Source organism: Shewanella sp. SR44-3 (assembly GCF_014163735.1).
In the GTDB taxonomy this organism is placed as follows: Bacteria; Pseudomonadota; Gammaproteobacteria; order Enterobacterales; family Shewanellaceae; genus Shewanella.
The window spans coordinates 1-19266 of record NZ_JACJDV010000017.1; the positions used below are offsets into that span (position 1 = coordinate 1).

Below are 19266 nucleotides of genomic sequence, written 5' to 3' on the forward strand. Positions count from 1 at the left end.
TGATTATCTAAAGCAGTTAAACTGATTTAAATAATTGTCGAATAACTCAATACCTGTGAGTGTCCACACAGATTTCTTGTTCGTATTGTTAAAGAGCGTTGCTAACATGAAAAACTTAATTTTCACTTAGCGGCCGTTGACGCTAGGTCGTTGGCTTGGGCTGCGTATTCTACGCAATCCGTTGTCAGCGTCAAGTGTTTTTTTCAAACTTTCTTTTCGCTTTGAAACATTCTATTTGAATCCTTCAAACTGACTCGTCATTGGCGTGAGCCGCTTGCCGTGTCAGTGGTTGCGCATTATAGGGAGCTTAATTTTTTACGCAAGCGCTTTTTAGAGATAATTGTAGTTTTCTTGCTGTTTGTTGTCTTTTTGAACTGAAACCCATATTTTAAGCTATTTTTTATCCAGATCTTAACTTGATAAAGCCTTATACTCAGTAAAACACTTTATTTAGGACTCTCTATGTCAGCTCATTTACGTACTTATCAAGGCATCACACCAACTCTGGCCGAAGGCACTTATGTTGATACTGCAGCTATTTTAGTTGGTGATATCCATTTAGATGTCGACGCAAGCGTCTGGCCCTTAGTTGCAGCCCGTGGTGATGTTAACCATATTCGTATTGGTAAGCGCTCAAATGTACAAGATGGCTGCATTTTGCATGTTACGCGTAAGTCTGCCGCCAAACCTGACGGTCATCCACTTATTATTGGCGATGATGTCACTATTGGACATAAGGCTATGCTGCACGGATGCCAACTTGGAAATCGAATTTTGATTGGTATGGGGGCTATCGTACTTGATGGTGCAGTAATAGAAGATGATGTCATTCTTGGTGCTGGCTCACTTGTGCCTCCTAATAAGGTACTACAAAGTGGTTTTCTCTATGTTGGCAGTCCTTGTAAGCAGTCACGCCCATTAACTGCTGCCGAATTAGCTTTCTTACCTCAGTCAGCTGACAACTACGTAAGACTTAAGAATGAGTACTTGGAAGATTTAGCGGCCACTGCAACTTAACCCAATTAGCTCCTCGTACCACAAATAACAGTTGGCGGTGAACAACACGACTCACCGCCTGCAGCTTATTGCTAGGTTTGACTGGTTAATTGGATCTCGCCTTGTTCATCGAAAGCTTCTTGGGCTATTAGCGACTCAGCCCAATCTTCCATATCGAAACGGTATTCTTCAAACAAGGCCTTTGCATTGCCGCTATGACAATTAACTTCTTGGGTAAATACACTCAATTGGCTAAAGCTAATACGACAAGTGATGTTTTGCCCTTGTTGCTGAGCATAAAAGCTCACGCCGGTATCAGTTACATCGATGAGATCGGTAAAGATCACGCTTTGGTTCATGGATTATCCCAGTTCACTATCTATTTATACCAAGCTAACTTCCAAGTTCGCTGCGAAGCTGCTGCATTACTTTTGCTGCATCAGGGCGTACATTGCGCCATAAATAAAAGCTTTGCGCCGCCTGACCGACCAACATCCCCAAACCATCGCAGCACTGACGAGCACCCAAGGACTGTGCCCATTGATTAAATAAACTCACCTCACGGCCGTAGCTCATGTCATAGCAATAAGTGCTGCTAGTAATAATCGTGCTCGGCAAGCTAATAAGTTTGCCGGTTAAGCCTGCTGAGCTTGAATTAATAATGACGTCATAGCCAGCAGCGAGCTCTGTAAGCGTTAGCGCCTTGATATTACCATAGCGACTAAATAACTGAGCTAACTGCAGAGCTTTGTCATGGGTGCGGTTAGTGATATCGAGCTGAGCAACACCCGCCTGTAGCAGGGGTAAGATACAGCCTCTTGCTGCGCCGCCCGCCCCCACTAGCAATACCCGCTTGTTAGTGAGGGAAGTTAATTGACGCTCAATATCGGCAACCAAACCAAGACCGTCGGTATTATCGCCCCTAAGCTTGCCATCTTCTAAGCGCACTAGGGTGTTCACCGCTCCTGCGAGTTGAGCTAACTCACTGAGCTCATCACATAAAGCAAAAGCTTGCTCTTTAAATGGTGCTGTGACGTTGGCCCCACGACCACCAGAGGCAAAAAATGACTTAATACTAGTCTCAAACCCTTCCACAGGAGCCAGCACTGCCGAATAGCTCATGTTTTGCTGAGCCTGTTTGGCAAACTCAGTGTGGATCATGGGCGATTTACTCTGGCCGATTGGATTACCAAAAACGGCGTACTTATCTGTCATCTCGTTACTCTGTGGTTTGTTCTGCGGTTGTTCCGGCGGCTTACTTTTACAGCTCGCGAATTGCCTCGCCTCGATTATAAGCTTTAGGCAATGGCGATTGCGTCATATAGCGGTTACGAAGCTTATCCTGACGACTCTCAAGTTGCTGTGCCTTACCCTTTATCCATAATTTTTCGACTCTAGTGCTGTATTCGAACGGATCCCCGCTCCAAAGTACTAAATCCGCTTCTTTTCCTATCTTAATACGTCCCGAATTTAACTGAAACACATCGGCAGCATTTGCGGTTAGTGCTTTTAGAGCCTCTTGAGCAGGTAAGCCATTAGCCACAGCATTACCCGCGGTATACCTCAGTGCATATAAACCATGACTGTCACCTGGTAAGGACAAAATAATCTTAACTCCAGCCTGATTAAGCTGAGCGGCATTAGTCATGGCATTATTGAGTGAGTCAAAGCCATCTGGCAGATTATCCATGGCATTGATAATGACCGGTACCTTGGCATCCACCAGCTGCTGTGCCACTAGTGCTCCATCCGCGGCGCCACTTATCACTAGTTTCAGCTGATATTGCTGTTTCAGCTTAAGCAATGCCAAAATATCACTCGCGCGATGAGCTTCTGCAATTAGGGTTTTATTGCCTTTTAGCACCTCGATTAGCACCAACTGCTCGCGACTTGGCTCTTTATCTTCTTTGTCACTTGATTTGGCTTTAGCTTTTTTGCTCGCTTTAAGCTGTGCCTCTTGGGCATCGGCTAATTGTTCTGCAAGGGTTTGCAGTGACATAGCTCGAGAGCCTTCATCTTTAGCACCGACTTTCACCAGTAATGGACCTTGGGCTGAGATGATGCTATCCCATTCTCCAGACAAGGAAACCACAAAGGCTTGCCCCGCAAAAATGCTTTCACCACCGCGACTCACTACCAGATTAGAAGTCACGCCGCCTTTACGGGCAAAAGCGATAGTGCTGGCTTTAGGGTTAAACCCTAAACTGGGGTCGAAACTAATACCGGCCTCTTTGTCGCCGCTATCATTAGTTGTTGCCACCATGCCAACTTCAACTAAGCCTAACGGGTTCATCGAACCGATAAGCCCTGGCGTTAACGTCTTGCCCTCTGCATCAAATTCAACATCGGCTTGGTAGTTTTTGGGGTTTATCCCGATGATTTTATCATCCTCAATCAGCACTGTGGCCTGAGTTAATATGCCTTGCTCTGTCGCCGTATGTACTGTGGCATTTTTAATCGCTAAAGTTTGCGCCGATAGCGAGCCAGTGAACAATAAGGCGCAGGCTAAGCTCAGTGGCAATCGTTTATTATTTATCATGTTAATCCCTGTTGTCGGCCTATTGTTGCCCAAGCATAAAGTCACTTTTAGCCTGATAGGCTGGAACTTTACGGTCGTAGACTTTAGCGCCATCGATATACACTTGGTCTGCTAACGCATAAACACTAAATGGATTGCCATTCCAGAGGACGATATCAGCATTTTTACCCACTTCAACCGAACCTGTTTTAGCATTAATACCTAAAGATTTAGCAGCATTTAAGGTTATCCATGCGATAGCATCCTCTTCCTTAAGCTTAAAGCCTTGCTCATTAGCTCGATAAAGAATTTTGGCCGCTTCTTGGTTCAGGCGCTGAATAGTCACAGCTGAGTCTGAGTGCACTATGGCGCAAGAGCTTTTCGCCGCATCCACCATGGCAACGTTTTCCAACACCATGTCATAGGCTTCCATCTTAAAGCCCCACCAATCTGGCCACATGGCGGCGCAGTTCTGGTTTTGCGCCAAGAGATCAGCAATTTTGTATGCCTCGATGGCGTGATGAAAGGTGCCAGAGTGATAATTAAACTCTTTACCTAAATCTATCATCATCGCCATTTCTTCGGCTTTATAACAATGATTGTGAATAAGTATTTCCCCCTCCAACACCCCGACTAAGGTGTCTTTCATCAAGTCACGTTTCGGGGCTTTAGGATTTTTACCTAAGTTATAATCGGCGTCATACTTATCCCATGCGCGCTTATATTCAGTGGCTTCGATAAAGGCCTGCCGATAACCCGCCATATTGCCCATACGAGTCATAGGCAATGTTTCACGGCTGCCATAGAGCGACTTAGGATTCTCACCACAGGCCATCTTTAGGCCATAAGGTGCTGCGGGAAACTTCATGGCTTGCATGGTTTGAGTGGGCACATTTTTTAAGGTGACTCCCCTGCCACCAATAAGATTGGCAGAACCTGGCAATATCTGCATTGTGGTCACGCCACCTTCTCGGGCGCGGTTAAAGCCTGGGTCTTGAGGCCAAACACTATGCTCCGCCCACACTTCGGCGGTAACAGGTGCCGTCATTTCATTGCCATCATTGTGGGACTCTACCCCAGGGCTTGGGTACACCCCAAGATGGGAGTGAACATCAATAATCCCTGGTGTTAACCATTTTCCGCTAGCATCCACTTGCCGCGCATCTGTGGCCACAAGTTGACTACCGACAGCGGCAATTTTCCCTTCAACCACCAGCACATCGGTATTTTCAAGCTTTTGACCTGTCGCCGTTAACACCGTGGCATTTTTCAGCAACAAGGTATCGCTGGGCATCGCCTGATAAGTACTTGGGTAAGGGTTTTTATTGATAGTCACTTTAGGGTCTTGCTGAACTCGGCCGCAGCCAACTAACGTAGATGCTGTTAGCGCCGCAGTTATTGCAACAAATACCAATGACGGCGAAGAACCTGCCATAGTTTTATCTCCTTTATTTTTGTTCAATCTAAACAAGTTTGCCCTTAAAGAACAGCCGCTAACTGTATAAAAAGATTTCATAAAAGGCAGTTCGCCTTTAAATCGACAAAAAAACACCCTCAAAACTTTGGATCTCGCCAACGCTTAGCCTAGGCTAGCGTTATAATGCCAGCACAATAACCACTATGAATGAAGAGTAAATGAACTGGCTAAAAAAGCTTTTTACAAAATCAGCAGCTCGCGATGACAGGGATGCAGAACAATCCAATGCCTATGACTTAATTGGTGGCGATAAGGTGATTAAAGCCATAGCCCATGAGTTTTACCAGCAGATGCAAACAAGGCAAGATACTCAGGCTTTACTCGCCATCCATCGCGCGCCGATTGCAGAGTCGGAACAAAAACTTTATGAGTTTTTATCTGGCTGGCTTGGTGGGCCGCAACTGTATCAACAAAAATATGGTCATCCGGCATTAAGAGCCAGACACATGCCATTTGCCATTGATGCATCAATGCGTGACCAATGGCTTAGCTGCATGCACAGCGCCATAGAAAAACACATAAAAAAGCCTGAACATCGCCAAGCGATTATTCAGGCTATCTCAACATTGGCCGATCACATGCGTAACCAGTAATGCTCAATAAGGCTTAGGCTTGCTGCAACCAATCTTGGGGTGTTAAATATACCTCATACAATTCAGCTTCCGCTGAACCTGCTACAGGGGTAAAACCATATTCCCAGCGCACTAATGGCGGCATGGACATCAAGATAGACTCAGTTCTTCCGCCAGTTTGCAGGCCAAATAAAGTGCCTCTATCGTAAACCAAGTTAAACTCCACATAACGACCACGGCGATATAGCTGGAACTGGCGTTCATGCTCACCAAAGCTAAGTGCCTTACGGCGCTCAACAATAGGGGCATAGGCGTGAATAAAGCCTTCTCCCACGGCGCGCATAAAGGCAAAGCTCTGCTCAAAACCGGCTTGATTGAGATCGTCGAAAAATAACCCACCAACACCGCGAGTTTCGTTTCTATGGGGTAAGAAGAAGTAGTCATCACACCACTTCTTGTACTTGGGATACACCTCTTCACCAAAAGGCGCACACAAGTCTGCTGCGGTCTGATGCCAACTAAGCACATCTTCTTTAAAGGGATAATAAGGCGTTAAATCGAAACCGCCGCCAAACCACCACACAGGATCGGCCCCTTCTTTACTGGCTATAAAGAAGCGCACATTAGCATGCGTTGTGGGTATGTATGGATTATTAGGGTGAATAACTAACGATACGCCCATGGCTTCAAAGCTGCGCCCTGCAAGCTCAGGTCTGTGAGCAGTGGCAGATGCAGGCATTGCTGCACCTGTAACATGGGAAAAGTTCACCCCTGCTTGCTCAAAAACCTTACCCTTGGTTAATACGCGGCTAGTACCGCCGCCGCCTTCGGCACGCTCCCATGAGTCAGCTTTAAAACTTGCTTCACCATCGAGTTGCTCTAACTGCGTGCAAATACTCGCTTGCAGTGCCAACAAAAATTGTTTGACGGCATTAGTATCAGGCCCTGTCATTAAAAATCCTTTATTGTCCGTTACGTAAAACTAAGCCACTACGGGCATCGATTATGGTCGAAGGTTGTGCTTGCTGCCCTAAATCTCCAAGGATCAAGGCATCTATTTTACCAGTAAAATCAGTCAATATTTGGCTATTTGTTAAAACTGGTGTTTGACCTGCCAAATTGGCACTGGTGGACACTAACGGCTTGTTTAAGCTGTCGCACAGCTCACGCACAATAGGATGAGCCGAAATCCGTACGGCGATGGAGTCAAACTCACCGCGCAATTTGGTAGATACATGCGCTTTGACCGGCATTACAAAAGTAAATGGTCCTGGCCACTTGCTGTGAGCAAACTCTAACTGGATTTGAGTTAATTGAGAGACATCAATATAAGGCAGTAACTGCTCAAAAGAACTGGCGACTAAGATAAGTCCCTTCTGCCAAGGTCTTTGCTTAACCGCCAATAGCTTTTCGATTGCCTGGTCATTATCTGGATCGCACCCCAAGCCATAAACGGCTTCCGTGGGATAAGCGATAACACCACCCCGAGCGATTACAGGGCTAACTTGAGTCGGAGACAGTTGCAGCATTAAGGTTCCTTGGGCACTAAGATTTCATTGATGTGTAGATAAAGAGCTTAACTTCAGCGCGATTATACAGTCTCTATAAGTGGGCACAAATAACCTTTAAAGCCAGAGTAACATCAATAAATTATAACGCTCGTTTGTACTTGCAAGCCTTTTGCGGACATTCTAAACGTAAACCCGCAGCGCCTTTACGCTCCACGAGAATACCAAAACCACAGTCAGGGCAAGCCTCATTGTGGGGCGGATAGTTGACAATAAATTTACACTTGGGGTAGTGATTGCAAGCAAAAAAGGTTTTGCCAAAACGACTGGTGCGGGATTCTAACTGGCCTTTATGGCATGTTGGGCATGTTATGGGTTCTTGCGCCACGCTATGGTCGGTTTTTTCGATGTGATTACACTCAGGATAATGGCTACAGCCGATAAAAATACCAAACCTGCCCGATTTAACCGCCAATTCATGACCACATTTAGGACACTCAGATCCCGCAATCAATTGGGTATCTATGGCCTCATGCTGCACTAGTGGGCGAGTATAGTCGCAGCTTGGATAATTATTGCAGCCAACAAAGCCGCCATGTTTGCTATGCCTAACCGATAATTCACAGCCGCATTTAGGGCACTGTTCATACTCTTTCTCTAGCGCATGCTCATGGGCACTAAACAGTTGTTGATCGATTTTGGACATGGGACTCTCAATTACCTAAGCATTATTTATATTCGATTAGCGATCAAAAAAGGAGGCTAAGCCTCCTTTCATTTTTCTCATTTAAGAGTGTAAGCGCCCTTCCGGTTGCTCAAAGATTAAGTCTTCCATCTGTTCATAGGCTGACTCATTACCAGGCACATTAAATAGTACCATAAGTATTACCCACTTAAGATCATCTAAGATAAGGCTAGCCTCATCTAATTCCATGACTCTGTCGATCACCATTTCACGGGTTTCAACGCTGAGCACTTGAATTTGCTCAAGGAATAATAAAAAACCACGACTCTCAACATCAAGTTTCGCCATTTCATCTTTGGTATAGATGCGAAATGATTGCTGCGCATGATTGCACAGATATGGCTTATCGCTTTCTTGCAGATCAGCCAAACGCTCAAGCCAAGAAAGCGCTTTTAAAATATCGGCTTGGTGAAAACCAGCTCGGGTGAGTTCTTTGGTTAGTTCATCTTCATCAACTAACAACTCAATTTCACTATGCACATAGTTTTCAAATAGATACATGAGGATATCAAACATACCTAGCTCCTCTTTAGTCTGACGTAACCGCCGGGGACCGATGCCACCCAACCCTGTAACTCAAGTTCAAGCATTTGCACTAACACCAGATCTATCGTTTTTCCACTATGCTCAACCACCATATCAAGACTTGTGGTCTCATATCCTACACTAGCTAACAGCTGAGGAAATGGCAAATTACAATTATTGTCAGCTTGTATATGGTGACGACTACGCACATCTTCAAGGTGAAAGTCGATTAAACTGACTAATTCTTCCATTATATCGGCAGCAGACTCCACAAGCTTTGCCCCATTTTTAATTAAATCGTGACAACCTTGATGATATCCGCCTATCACTGAGCCCGGCACCGCAAACACTTCGCGGTTTTGCTCCATGGCAAGGCGAGCACTAATGAGTGAGCCACTCTTGCGACACGCTTCCACCACTAAAGTGCCCACACTCAAGCCACTGACGATGCGATTACGGCGAGGAAAATTGGCAGCAAAGGCGGTAACGTCCGGCCAATATTCGCTAATAATGCAGCCTGACTGTTGAATCTGTTGATATAGACCTTGATGACGTTTGGGGTACACTTGTTCAACCCCTGAACCTAAAACAGCAACTGTACTCCCTCCCTGAACCAAGGCACCTTTATGGGCCGCACCATCTATGCCTGTAGCCATTCCACTAGTAATGGCTAGACCCTGATAAGCCAATTGCCCTGCCAATGTATGTGCAATTTCAAGTCCCGCCGGCGATGCGTTACGGCTACCTACGATTGCCAATGAAGGTAATAATAAGCGATGAATATCGCCCTTGATAAATAACACACTCGGGGGATCGCTGATTTGCTTTAATAACCTAGGGTACTGAGCATCACTAAAGGTCACAATATGGTGATTTTCAGCAGATGCTAGCCAAGTTAATGCCTGTTCGACCTTGGGAAAGTTGATACTGAGTTTGGCAAGAGTGCTGCTAGAAAGGGGCAAGGTGTGCTTTTCATGCTCGAGGCGTTGCCGCAACTCTTCCACGTCCATATGGGATAATAATTGTTGGATCCGAGCTGGCCCTAACCCAGATACAGCAGCAACAATTAGCCAGTCGACCAGGTTGTCAGAAATTACAAATTCCGCAAAGACTTAAGTTCAGGCGTAATAAGTTTATCTTTGACCCTCACTGGATGAGCATTAGACATAATCAACGCCATACTGGTTTTTTCAAACACTTTAAACACCATCACATTGCCATTAAATACATCGGGGACTTGATAAACTCTGTCGTTGGAAAACTTAGCGACTAGGTTATCATATGATGATCTATCGATTTCTCGCACCGGTAAGCCATCTTGGCCTATCACTATTTTTTCACCATCACGGTAAATCGCAAACACATGCCCAGGTTCAATGCCATCGGCTTTCCCCCTGTCCAGATATACCACATCTAACTTACCCACTTCACGAATATCCTTTTCAATAGCAAGCACTTCCGTAGGCTCAGTAAGTTGAGCCGCTTTAGGCATAAACAATGCTGACATTAAAGCTTGATCTTCAACCGGTGCAACACGAAAACCGACTTTGGTCTCCTGCAGGTTAGTTAACAATTTAATCTTAGAGATTTCGCCAGACTCCACCACTCGCCCGCTAGCACTCAAGATAATCTCCTGCCCCAGGGGTTCATCCGTGCTCGCCTGAAAAAACTCTCGGCCAGGAACGTAAATGGCAACCTTCTCACCTATTGGCATATTAGTATCGACATAGACGATATCGCCCACAATATGATGTTTAGAAGGGCTTTCGCCGCCAAGTACCATGGGTAGAGCTTCTAACCAGGTTTTCTCGACAATACGATTTTGGGCTAAATATGGCTGTATCAAAGATAACGCTACCGCTGGGATAGCGGCATTCTTCGATTTAACCCTACCTTCAACCAACTTCTTGAGCAGGGTTTTATTCCGCACCAATCTAGGTTGGCCATCAATAAATACTAAGGTCAATTGGTCGCCAGGGTAAATCAGATGGGGGTTTGCGATATGAGGATTTCCCCCCCACAAGGTGGGCCAACGCCAAGGATCATTTAAAAAATAACCTGAGATGTCCCAGAGAGTATCGCCTTTTTTAACGACATAGGTATCAGGGTGCCCTGACTTTAAAGCCAACGTATCTGCATGTAATTGCGTCACACCCAATGAGAGAAATATAACTAATAATATGCGTTTCATGGTGGCATCCATGTTGTTTAGCTCTTTATTAGAGCTTTTTACTGTTATTGAGAGTCAGTAGGGATTAAAATTACCCCCATTAGCAATAGCCAGTATAGTTAACTGGTTATCAATTGACATATTTCTACGAGTTTATATATGCCACTATTAAATGTATTACGCTTTCCAGATGAACGTTTACGCACGATTGCCAAGCCAGTAACCGATTTTGGCCCTGAACTACAGGCCCAGATCGATAGCATGCTTGAAACCATGTACGCAGAGAAAGGTATAGGTTTAGCCGCTTCTCAGGTGGATTTTCATCAGCAACTTATTGTGATGGATCTTCAAGATGATGTTGAGCGCCCTAAAATATTCATCAATCCTGAGATTGTCGCCAAAAGTGGTGATTTTAGTAATGAAGAAGGTTGCCTATCGGTACCCGGCGTTTACGCTAAAGTGGATCGCGCCGAGTTTGTGACTTTGAAAGCCTTAGACAGAGACGGTAAGCCCTTCACTGTGGAAGCCGACGAGTTGTTTGCTATCTGTATTCAGCATGAAATGGATCATCTTAAAGGTAAGCTATTCGTTGACTACTTATCACCACTTAAGCGCCAGCGCATCAAGACCAAGCTTGAAAAAGAAGCCCGACTAGAAGCAAAAGGCAGCTAAATATCAATGAAGCCATTAAATATTATCTTTGCCGGAACTCCGGATTTTGCCGCCAGACATTTACAAGCCTTGCTCGATTCAGAGCACAATGTCATTGCCGTTTATTCGCAGCCAGACAGACCCGCTGGACGCGGTAAAAAACTGACAGCAAGCCCAGTGAAAGAGCTCGCTATGAATCATGATGTACCTGTGTATCAACCCGCCTCTTTAAGAGTTGCTGAAGCTCAGGACGAATTGGCTGCACTGAATGCCGACATTATGGTTGTTGTGGCTTACGGCTTAATTTTACCTCAGATAGTATTAGATACTCCCCGTTTAGGTTGTATCAATGTTCATGGTTCTATATTGCCAAGATGGCGTGGCGCAGCGCCAATTCAGCGAGCACTTTGGGCCGGTGACAATGAAACGGGTGTCACCATAATGCAGATGGATCTTGGACTTGATACTGGCGACATGTTGCTCAAAACTCATTTACCTATTGAAGACATTGATACCTCTGCCAGTCTCTATGAAAAGCTCGCTGCACAAGGACCCCAAGCCTTGCTTCAAGTCTTAGAGGGGTTAAATGCTGGCAGCTTACAAGGCGAGCCACAAAATCAAGCATTAGCCAATTATGCTGAAAAGCTATCAAAAGAAGAAGCGAGAATCGATTGGAATAAGAGTGCTAAGCAGCTATGGCAAGAAATTCGCGCTTTTAACCCTTGGCCTGTAAGTTATTTCGAATACCAAGACAGCACTATTAAAGTCTGGCAAGCCAGCTATAACCCACAAGCTAACAGCGCAGCTGCGGGGACTATTATTAGCGCCGATAAACACAGTATTGAAATCGCAACAGCCGAAGGCAGTTTATTATTAGAAATTATCCAGCTACCGAACAAAAAACCTTTGGCTGTTGCCGATATTTTAAACTCTCGGGCAGACTGGTTTACAGCGGGCTTGAGCTTAACCCAAGAGACTAACGGATGATGAATTTACGCGCTTTGGCGGCCAAAGCTATATTTGATGTGCTTGAGAAGGGATTATCGCTCTCGGTGGCTCTACCCTTACAGCAGCAACATGTGCACAATGGCAAAGACAAAGCGTTATTAGCCGAACTCTGCTATGGCGTGATGCGCCAACTGCCTCAGCTTGATAAATGCGTCAGTGATTGTTTAACCAAACCCTTCAAAGGCAAGCAGCGTATCTTGCATCAATTATTGCTTGTCGGTTGTTACCAACTGTACTTTACCCGCATCCCTAGCCATGCTGCGATATCTGAGACTGCTGAAGCCTGTCGTCAGTTGAAATTCGATGGTCTAGTGAAAGTGGTCAACGGCGTACTTAGAAATATCCAGCGTCAAGAACCTCAACTCAATACCGACTCCGACACCTTAAAGTACAATACCCCTGCATGGTTAATTAAGCGCTTGCAGCAAGCCTACCCACAAGACTGGCAGCAAGTGATAGAGCAAAGCCATGAACGCCCACCTATGTGGCTACGTAATAATCGCCTAGTGCAAACCCGTGATGCCTACCTTGCAAGCTTAGCCGCTGAAGATATTCAAGCCACAGCAGGCTTAAGCCCTGATGCAATTTTGTTAGCAAACCCTACAGATGTAATGCAACTGCCCGGTTTTATGTCAGGTAGCGCGTCGGTGCAAGATGGCGCCGCCCAATGGGCCGCGACCTTATTAGCCCCACAAGCCAATGAAGTAGTACTTGATGCCTGCGCAGCTCCTGGAGGCAAGACCTGTCACCTATTAGAAATTGCACCAAACATTAGCCTAACTGCAGTTGATTTTGACCAGAAGCGTTTAGAGCGAGTGCAGCAAAACCTAGACAGATTAAATTTATCAGCGCAAGTTATCCATGGTGATGCAGCCAATATTGATAGCTGGTGGCAAGGTGATAAATTCGATCGCATTCTACTGGATGCGCCGTGCTCCGCCACAGGAGTTATCCGCCGCCATCCAGATATCAAATGGCTACGTAAAAATAGCGATATTAGTGAACTTGCCACATTACAGATGCAAATTTTAGATCATTGTTGGCAATGGCTAAAACCTGGTGGCACGCTGTTATACGCCACTTGCTCAATTCTTCCTGAAGAAAACAGCCAGCAGATCAGTGCATTTCTAAGCCGCACTGCCGATGCCTCACTGGTCGCCATAAGCGAACAAACTAATCCTGATGATATCGGCTGGCAAATTTTGCCTGGACAACATAACATGGACGGCTTTTATTACGCTCGTCTCGTGAAAGCACTCTAAATAGGATACACGGGCTAGATGAAAATCATCATTTTAGGTGCAGGGCAAGTAGGCGGAACCTTAGCGGAAAACTTAGTCGGTGAAAACAATGACATCACTCTAGTGGACAGCGACAGAGACCGCCTGCGGATCTTGCAAGACAAGTTTGATTTGCGTGTAGTCGTGGGCCATGGCGCCCACCCTAGTGTATTAAGAGATGCCGGCGCCGAAGATGCCGACATGTTGATTGCGGTCACCAACAGCGATGAGTGTAATATGGCGGCCTGCCAAATTGCCTACACCTTGTTTGGCACCCCAACCAAAATTGCCCGCATTCGCTCGGAAGCCTATCTAGATATTCAAGATAAATTATTCATCAATAGCGAGATAAAAAATAGCGATGCCAAGCCTCGAGGGGGCTTTGTTATTGATGAGTTAATCGCTCCCGAGCAACTCGTCACCAACTACATTCAGCGATTGGTCGAGTACCCTGGCGCACTGCAGGTGCTGCAATTTGCTGAAGGCAAACTCAGTTTAGTGGCTGTAAAAGCCTATTATGGTGGCCCGTTAGTGGGTAATGCTCTGGCAACACTGCGAGAGCACATGCCTAATATCGACACTCGGGTGGCAGCAATCTTTCGCCAAGGCAGGCCTATTATGCCAAGGGGCACCACTGTCATAGAAGCCGATGATGAAGTGTTTTTCTTGGCCGATACCCGCCATATTCGCGCCGTAATGAGCGAAATGCAAAAACTCGATGGTTCTTATCGCAATATTATGATTGCAGGCGGCGGTAATATCGGTTTTGGCCTAGCTAAAAAACTGCAACGTAATCACTCGGTGAAGTTAATCGAGCACAGACAAGAGCGCGCCGAAGCACTGTCTGAGAAGCTAGATAAAACCACAGTATTTTGCGGTGACGCCTCAGATCAAGAGCTGTTAATGGAAGAGCATATAGACCAAATCGATGTGTTTATTGCTGTCACCAACGACGATGAAGCCAATATCATGTCAGCGTTACTCGCAAAACGTATGGGCGCCAAAAAAGTCATGGTGCTGATCCAGCGTGAAGCCTATGTAGATATTGTCCAAGAAGCCAATATTGATATTGCTATTTCACCACAGCAAGCCACTATTTCAGCGTTACTAACTCATATACGTCAAGGTGATATCTGCAACGTGTATTCGCTACGTCGTGGTGCAGCAGAGGCCATTGAAGCTATTGCTCATGGCGACTCTAGTACCTCTAAAGTCATTGGCAAGCAAATCGGTGACATTAAACTTCCACCAGGCACTACAATTGGCGCGGTAGTGCGTAACGATGAAGTATTAATGGGCCATGATAGAACAGTAATAGAACAAGGCGACCACGTTATCTTGTTCTTAGTCAATAAGAAGTTTATTAGCGATGTCGAAAAATTATTCCAACCAAGTGCGTTTTTCTTTTAATTATCATTCAACTACTGGGAGCTAGAATGCAGCAAGAAATCGAGGTCGATGTCATGCTTAACAATGCACAAACAGCGGCAAAATGGCTCAAAGCCATCGCCAATCCTTATCGTTTAATGATTTTGTGTTTGTTGCTAGAAAATGAGCTCAGTGTTACTGAGCTTAATGAAACAGTGCCTTTAAGTCAGTCCGCACTATCACAACATTTAGCAGTATTAAGGGCGGAAGATTTAGTGGCAACACGCAAGAGCTCACAAATAGTCTATTACGCCCTTAAAAACGCTGAAGTCACTGAGATCATCTCAATATTACATCGCCGCTATTGCAGTGAAATGAACAGCGAAGTCTAGGTTAACTATTGCTGATTCATAAAGTGCTTAGCGAACTCATCAACTTTATTCCAATCAGTAAAATCAAAGGTGCCTTTAGTGTCCGTCGGGCCTTTTGTCATCCACATGATAAAACGTATCATAAAGCGATCAAACGGGCCGTATTTAGGGTAAGCAATTTTACCGCCGAAAACCTCTAATATTTGAGGCTGCCAAGCTGATAACTGCAAAAACTTAATCATATAAGGATTGGTAGCAGGAGTATTCTTCTCAGGTTTTCTAGCAACAACATTAACACTAAAAAAGCCATTCACCTTGCTACGCAGCAAGGCTTGGTGAGAGTTAACAAAACTAAATAACTCAGGCCTGTGTTTGCCGTAGCGGATACTGGCACCGATCAAAATTCTATCTGCTTGAGTTAAGGATTCAACACTCGCCTCCGACAAGTTTAGTAGCTCCACTTGCTCGCCTGCATCTTGCATCACCATCTGCATTTTTTGACAAATGGCTAAGGTTTGCCCATCCACTGTTGAATATAAGATTAACGTTTTAGTCATTAGTTTTTCCAGAATGTGGGGGTAAATAGTACCAACAAAGTAAACACTTCCAAACGGCCAAATAGCATAGCAATAACCAACACCCACTTAGCGCCGTCACTGATGCTCGCATAGTTGTTAGCCACATCGCCTAGCCCTGGACCTAAGTTATTTAAACTCGCAGCTGTGGCACTAAATGCCGTGAGTGCATCCATTTCCATCATCATTAGTGCCAGCATGCAAACAACAAACACTAGAGCATAAGCCGAGAAAAACCCCCAAACAGCATCAATAATTCTGTCTGGCAAGGCCGAGCCTGCAATTCGAATTGAATACATGGCCTTAGGATGAACTAAGCGCTTTAGCTCTCGTGAGCCTTGAAGCAGCAAGAGAATAAGTCGAATCACCTTCATACCCCCCCCCGTAGAGCCTGCACAGCCACCAATGAAACTTGAGAATATCAATAGTATCGGTAGAAATAACGGCCAAGTATTGAAGCTTTCAGTCCCAAAACCTGCGGTGGTAGAAATAGAAACCACCTGAAAAAAAGCATAATCTAAGGTTTGCTCTGGGGTATCGTAAATACCTGCAGAGTAAAGTGTTACAAAACAAATAGCGGTCAAGATCAGTTGTATTGCAATCAAGGCTTTAAATTCGGTATCTTTAAAGTACACCTTGAAATTAATCCCTCTGAGGGAAAATGCCGCAAAATGCAAACTAAAGTTCACCGCTGCAATCAGTAAAAATACCGCGCAAATAGTGTTAATCATCGGGCTATTAAAATAACCGATGCTAGCATCGTGAGTTGAGAAACCACCAATAGCAATGGTAGAGAAAGAGTGGCAAATAGCATCAAATACACTCATGCCAGCAAAGTAGAATGCCGTAGCACAGGCTACGGTTAGCAATAAATAAATGTACCACAAGGCTTTTGCTGTTTCGGCAATACGCGGGGTCATCTTACTGTCTTTGACGGGGCCTGGGATCTCTGCTTTGTACAGCTGCATGCCACCGATACCTAATAGTGGCAAGATTGCCACCGCAAGCACGATGATCCCCATACCGCCCATCCACTGCAACAAATGCCGATAAAACAAAATAGCTTTCGGCAATACATCAAGCCCAACAATGACTGTTGCGCCTGTAGTAGTTAGCGCTGAAAATGATTCAAAAAAACTGTCGGTCCAACTTAAATCGGGTTCCTTAGCAAAAATAAAGGGTAAAGCACCTATTGAGCCCAGTACAGTCCAAAACAGCACCACAATAAGGAAGCCTTCGCGGGTTCTTAATTCTGCTTTTTGGTGACGATTGGGGTACCAGAGTAATAACCCAAGTAAGATGCTAACAACAAATGCTTTAATAAATGCTGTACCACCACCATCACCGTAAAAAATAGCAATTAATGCTGGTGGAAGCATGGTGATGGAGAATAATCCCATCAACAAACCTGTGATCCTTATTATTGTTTTATATTGCATTTATCAGTTTCAGTCAGTTTGTTAATTAGGTTAAGAAAGCTATTTTGGCACAGATGTGCGGCTCATCAAACAGCAAACTCTGGGATTAAACAGCCTTGACTCATCGCCGCCAATTCTAAAATAAAATGGTCTCGATGACTTAGGGCTAGCTCAAAGTCTAGCTCAACGGCTTCGGTAAATCGCCTATCGACAATCACCCCGTGGTATTTTTGAATTAAGTGTTCAACATCAGCCAATTGGCTATACTGACATTTAAGCTTCGCCGCTTGGCGGATAAACTTAACTTGAGTGCTTAAATTGTTTAGTCCTTGCTTAATGCCTGAGGAGTAAGCTCTTACTAACCCACCAACACCTAACTTAGTGCCGCCAAAATAACGCACCACAAGTGCCCCAATCTCTCCCAACTGAGCACCTTGTAAGGTGGCAAGCATAGGACGTCCAGCACTGCCAGCTGGCTCACCATCATCACTTGACCCCATATCAATAGTGTTGCTCGGCATTCCGGCAACAAAGGCATAGCAATAATGACTGGCGCCGGGGTAATCGATTTTTGCTTGGGCTAGCATCTGTTTCATCACCTCAGCATCTGGGCAATGAAACAATAAGGAAATAAAGCGGCTGTGCTTGATTTCCTCTTCTATGACTAAGGTCTGAGATGGAACCCTATATTGCTCTATCAAACCCAGGCTCAATCAGTCAGGCCACACTCACGGGTCATATTTTCATTTCTATCATGGTGAACAATGACATTGTCTTCTATGCGTATGCCGCCAAAAGGACGGAAATGCGCCACTTGTTCCCAATTGATTTGCTGCTTACGACCGTCTTGTTTAAGTTCGTCCAGCAAAGAATCGATAATATACAAGCCAGGCTCTATGGTCAGCACTTGATTGGCTTCTAGTGTGCGGGTACAACGCAAATAGGGATGTGCTTCTGGCGCTGGGATGTGGGTACCGCGCTCATCATGAAGATAGCCGCCCATATCATGTACTTGCAGGCCTAACATGTGACCCAAACCATGGGGGAAGAACACATTGGTGATCCCCTGCTCGACTAAACCAGCGGCCTCACCTGTTGCCAAGTTAAAATCGAGTAACAGCTGAGCAATATGATGATGGGTCTCAATATGAAGGTCAGTGTACTTAACCCCTGGCTTTATTCTGTCGATGATAGCCAACTCGACAGCATTAAGTGCCGCTATCAAATCGCAAAAACTATTTTTCTCAAATGCATAAGTACGGGTAATGTCCGACGCATAACCATGGAAGTTAGCACCGGCATCTAATAGAAATGACAAGCGCTGAGCAGGTTTTGTGTGCTCCAATGCCGTGTAATGCAAAATAGCAGCATTCTGGTTAAGTGCTACGATGTTGCCGTAGGGAACTTCGTTTTCACTCTGGCCAACACTGGATAAATACTCTTGTTGGATCTCAAATTCACTGCCGCCATTAAAAAACGCATTCTTTGCAGCCTGGTGTCCCTTAACGGCGATGTTATTGGCTTGGCGCATACACTCAAGCTCATATTGAGTCTTAGTGGCTCTGTGATAATGCAAGTAGTTCATCACGGCATCTGGGTTACGTGAGGTAAAGCCTAATACATCAGCAACATCTAAGTGCTCACCTAAATAAGCCCAGTTAGTGATGTCTTTGGGTAAAAACTCTGCCACGCGATCGGCTTTAGTTAACAGCTTAATATCCACATGTTCAGTCCAAAAAGCATCGGGCACATCACTGACTTTATGCCAAAAATCCACTGGACGATAAAAAACTAACGTGGGCTTGTCTCGGCCATTCACTATTAACCAACAGTTAGGGTTATCAATCACAGGCACCCAAGCCTTGAACTGTGGATTAACCTTAAACGGATAGTTCATATCATCTAGAAATTGCCTATGGGGTTGCCCAGAATGGATCACTAATCCCGATAGTTTTTCTCTTGCGATAATCTCAGCAACGCGTCGATTAAGTTCTACAATATGTTCACTAAAGTGATGAGCCAATTGATCCATGATTATTCCCTGTTATAAAAGGTTTGCAAACCCTGTGAGTCTATCACAAAGA

The 19266-nt window shown here is 45.0% G+C and carries 21 protein-coding genes; 7 read left to right on the forward strand and 14 right to left on the reverse strand.

Translation table 11 applies throughout. From position 1 onward, the window contains the following. Positions 1 to 462: 462 nt before the first annotated feature. Positions 463 to 1017 (forward strand): gamma carbonic anhydrase family protein, encoded by a 555-nt coding sequence (locus H5073_RS10270; RefSeq protein ID WP_182679482.1) that lies wholly within the window; start codon positions 463 to 465, stop codon positions 1015 to 1017. Between the two features lie 71 nt (positions 1018 to 1088). On the opposite strand, the gene H5073_RS10275 is transcribed toward H5073_RS10270, so the two are convergent. Genes H5073_RS10275 through H5073_RS10290 form a run of 4 tightly spaced genes read right to left on the reverse strand, consistent with a single transcriptional unit; the run spans position 1089 to position 4949 of the window. Next, positions 1089 to 1355: a DUF1488 domain-containing protein gene (locus H5073_RS10275; protein WP_182679483.1), complete on the reverse strand. Its 267-nt coding sequence runs from the start codon at positions 1353 to 1355 to the stop codon at positions 1089 to 1091. A 34-nt stretch (positions 1356 to 1389) separates the two neighbouring features. After that, a complete protein-coding gene (gene aroE, locus H5073_RS10280; protein WP_182679485.1) occupies positions 1390 to 2211 on the reverse strand; it encodes a shikimate dehydrogenase in 822 nt (273 codons plus the stop codon). A gap of 46 nt (positions 2212 to 2257) precedes the next feature. Further along, the gene (locus H5073_RS10285; protein WP_182679487.1) at positions 2258 to 3535 is read right to left on the reverse strand and encodes an amidohydrolase family protein; all 1278 of its coding nucleotides are present in this window, start codon (positions 3533 to 3535) and stop codon (positions 2258 to 2260) included. Between the two features lie 19 nt (positions 3536 to 3554). Then, positions 3555 to 4949 carry an amidohydrolase gene (locus H5073_RS10290; protein ID WP_182679490.1) on the reverse strand — a complete coding sequence of 465 codons (1395 nt, stop codon included), beginning with the start codon at positions 4947 to 4949 and terminating at the stop codon, positions 3555 to 3557. A 200-nt stretch (positions 4950 to 5149) separates the two neighbouring features. On the opposite strand from H5073_RS10290, the gene H5073_RS10295 reads away from it, so the two are divergent. Continuing rightward, on the forward strand, positions 5150 to 5584 hold the full coding sequence (locus tag H5073_RS10295) for a group II truncated hemoglobin (protein WP_182679492.1): 435 nt from the start codon (positions 5150 to 5152) through the stop codon (positions 5582 to 5584). A 13-nt stretch (positions 5585 to 5597) separates the two neighbouring features. Here H5073_RS10295 and hemF read toward each other — a convergent pair whose 3' ends face one another. From hemF to H5073_RS10325, 6 genes are all read right to left on the reverse strand, one after another. Beyond that, positions 5598 to 6515 carry an oxygen-dependent coproporphyrinogen oxidase gene (gene hemF, locus H5073_RS10300; RefSeq protein WP_182679494.1) on the reverse strand — a complete coding sequence of 306 codons (918 nt, stop codon included), beginning with the start codon at positions 6513 to 6515 and terminating at the stop codon, positions 5598 to 5600. A 10-nt stretch (positions 6516 to 6525) separates the two neighbouring features. Continuing rightward, entirely contained in the window at positions 6526 to 7092 is a 567-nt protein-coding gene (locus H5073_RS10305) for an L-threonylcarbamoyladenylate synthase (protein WP_182679496.1), read from the reverse strand. A 121-nt stretch (positions 7093 to 7213) separates the two neighbouring features. After that, positions 7214 to 7777: a type I DNA topoisomerase gene (locus H5073_RS10310; RefSeq protein WP_182679498.1), complete on the reverse strand. Its 564-nt coding sequence runs from the start codon at positions 7775 to 7777 to the stop codon at positions 7214 to 7216. Positions 7778 to 7858: 81 nt separating this feature from the next. After that, entirely contained in the window at positions 7859 to 8332 is a 474-nt protein-coding gene (locus H5073_RS10315) for a DUF494 family protein (RefSeq protein WP_011494493.1), read from the reverse strand. 2 nt (positions 8333 to 8334) lie between these two features. Then, positions 8335 to 9351 (reverse strand): DNA-processing protein DprA, encoded by a 1017-nt coding sequence (gene dprA, locus H5073_RS10320; protein ID WP_182679501.1) that lies wholly within the window; start codon positions 9349 to 9351, stop codon positions 8335 to 8337. An 83-nt stretch (positions 9352 to 9434) separates the two neighbouring features. Then, positions 9435 to 10544, reverse strand: a complete 1110-nt coding sequence (locus H5073_RS10325) for a LysM peptidoglycan-binding domain-containing protein (protein ID WP_182679503.1) — start codon at positions 10542 to 10544, stop codon at positions 9435 to 9437. A 126-nt stretch (positions 10545 to 10670) separates the two neighbouring features. On the opposite strand from H5073_RS10325, the gene def reads away from it, so the two are divergent. The 5 genes from def to H5073_RS10350 are packed head-to-tail and all read left to right on the forward strand — an operon-like array spanning position 10671 to position 15210. Next, entirely contained in the window at positions 10671 to 11183 is a 513-nt protein-coding gene (gene def / locus H5073_RS10330; RefSeq protein ID WP_182679505.1) for a peptide deformylase, read from the forward strand. Positions 11184 to 11189: 6 nt separating this feature from the next. Next, complete coding sequence (gene fmt, locus H5073_RS10335; RefSeq protein ID WP_182679507.1) at positions 11190 to 12149, forward strand: methionyl-tRNA formyltransferase; 960 nt, start codon at positions 11190 to 11192, stop codon at positions 12147 to 12149. Then, entirely contained in the window at positions 12149 to 13432 is a 1284-nt protein-coding gene (gene rsmB, locus H5073_RS10340) for a 16S rRNA (cytosine(967)-C(5))-methyltransferase RsmB (RefSeq protein ID WP_182679552.1), read from the forward strand. Before fmt ends, rsmB begins: the two co-directional genes overlap by 1 nt. A gap of 18 nt (positions 13433 to 13450) precedes the next feature. Then, positions 13451 to 14860, forward strand: a complete 1410-nt coding sequence (gene trkA / locus H5073_RS10345; RefSeq protein ID WP_182679508.1) for a Trk system potassium transporter TrkA — start codon at positions 13451 to 13453, stop codon at positions 14858 to 14860. A gap of 26 nt (positions 14861 to 14886) precedes the next feature. Further along, the gene (locus tag H5073_RS10350) at positions 14887 to 15210 is read left to right on the forward strand and encodes a metalloregulator ArsR/SmtB family transcription factor (protein WP_182679509.1); all 324 of its coding nucleotides are present in this window, start codon (positions 14887 to 14889) and stop codon (positions 15208 to 15210) included. A 5-nt stretch (positions 15211 to 15215) separates the two neighbouring features. On the opposite strand, the gene hemG is transcribed toward H5073_RS10350, so the two are convergent. The 4 genes from hemG to pepQ all read right to left on the reverse strand — a co-directional run bounded on the left by hemG (position 15216) and on the right by pepQ (position 19214). Continuing rightward, positions 15216 to 15746: a menaquinone-dependent protoporphyrinogen IX dehydrogenase gene (gene hemG, locus H5073_RS10355; RefSeq protein ID WP_182679510.1), complete on the reverse strand. Its 531-nt coding sequence runs from the start codon at positions 15744 to 15746 to the stop codon at positions 15216 to 15218. After that, positions 15746 to 17203, reverse strand: coding sequence for a TrkH family potassium uptake protein (locus tag H5073_RS10360; protein ID WP_182679511.1), 1458 nt, complete (start codon positions 17201 to 17203; stop codon positions 15746 to 15748). Before H5073_RS10360 ends, hemG begins: the two co-directional genes overlap by 1 nt. 65 nt (positions 17204 to 17268) lie before the next feature. Further along, positions 17269 to 17883: a YigZ family protein gene (locus tag H5073_RS10365; RefSeq protein WP_182679512.1), complete on the reverse strand. Its 615-nt coding sequence runs from the start codon at positions 17881 to 17883 to the stop codon at positions 17269 to 17271. Positions 17884 to 17891: 8 nt separating this feature from the next. Further along, positions 17892 to 19214: a Xaa-Pro dipeptidase gene (gene pepQ, locus H5073_RS10370; RefSeq protein WP_182679513.1), complete on the reverse strand. Its 1323-nt coding sequence runs from the start codon at positions 19212 to 19214 to the stop codon at positions 17892 to 17894. Positions 19215 to 19266: the final 52 nt, after the last annotated feature.

Bases quoted from the DNA above. Each gene is read 5' to 3' on its own strand.
- H5073_RS10270 (WP_182679482.1), top strand. From the start codon at position 463: ATGTCAGCTCATTTACGTACTTATCAAGGCATCACACCAACTCTGGCC.
- H5073_RS10275 (WP_182679483.1), bottom strand. From the start codon at position 1,355: ATGAACCAAAGCGTGATCTTTACCGATCTCATCGATGTAACTGATACC.
- aroE (WP_182679485.1), bottom strand. From the start codon at position 2,211: ATGACAGATAAGTACGCCGTTTTTGGTAATCCAATCGGCCAGAGTAAA.
- H5073_RS10285 (WP_182679487.1), bottom strand. From the start codon at position 3,535: ATGATAAATAATAAACGATTGCCACTGAGCTTAGCCTGCGCCTTATTG.
- H5073_RS10290 (WP_182679490.1), bottom strand. From the start codon at position 4,949: ATGGCAGGTTCTTCGCCGTCATTGGTATTTGTTGCAATAACTGCGGCG.
- H5073_RS10295 (WP_182679492.1), top strand. From the start codon at position 5,150: ATGAACTGGCTAAAAAAGCTTTTTACAAAATCAGCAGCTCGCGATGAC.
- hemF (WP_182679494.1), bottom strand. From the start codon at position 6,515: ATGACAGGGCCTGATACTAATGCCGTCAAACAATTTTTGTTGGCACTG.
- H5073_RS10305 (WP_182679496.1), bottom strand. From the start codon at position 7,092: ATGCTGCAACTGTCTCCGACTCAAGTTAGCCCTGTAATCGCTCGGGGT.
- H5073_RS10310 (WP_182679498.1), bottom strand. From the start codon at position 7,777: ATGTCCAAAATCGATCAACAACTGTTTAGTGCCCATGAGCATGCGCTA.
- H5073_RS10315 (WP_011494493.1), bottom strand. From the start codon at position 8,332: ATGTTTGATATCCTCATGTATCTATTTGAAAACTATGTGCATAGTGAA.
- dprA (WP_182679501.1), bottom strand. From the start codon at position 9,351: ATGGACGTGGAAGAGTTGCGGCAACGCCTCGAGCATGAAAAGCACACC.
- H5073_RS10325 (WP_182679503.1), bottom strand. From the start codon at position 10,544: ATGGATGCCACCATGAAACGCATATTATTAGTTATATTTCTCTCATTG.
- def (WP_182679505.1), top strand. From the start codon at position 10,671: ATGCCACTATTAAATGTATTACGCTTTCCAGATGAACGTTTACGCACG.
- fmt (WP_182679507.1), top strand. From the start codon at position 11,190: ATGAAGCCATTAAATATTATCTTTGCCGGAACTCCGGATTTTGCCGCC.
- rsmB (WP_182679552.1), top strand. From the start codon at position 12,149: ATGAATTTACGCGCTTTGGCGGCCAAAGCTATATTTGATGTGCTTGAG.
- trkA (WP_182679508.1), top strand. From the start codon at position 13,451: ATGAAAATCATCATTTTAGGTGCAGGGCAAGTAGGCGGAACCTTAGCG.
- H5073_RS10350 (WP_182679509.1), top strand. From the start codon at position 14,887: ATGCAGCAAGAAATCGAGGTCGATGTCATGCTTAACAATGCACAAACA.
- hemG (WP_182679510.1), bottom strand. From the start codon at position 15,746: ATGACTAAAACGTTAATCTTATATTCAACAGTGGATGGGCAAACCTTA.
- H5073_RS10360 (WP_182679511.1), bottom strand. From the start codon at position 17,203: ATGCAATATAAAACAATAATAAGGATCACAGGTTTGTTGATGGGATTA.
- pepQ (WP_182679513.1), bottom strand. From the start codon at position 19,214: ATGGATCAATTGGCTCATCACTTTAGTGAACATATTGTAGAACTTAAT.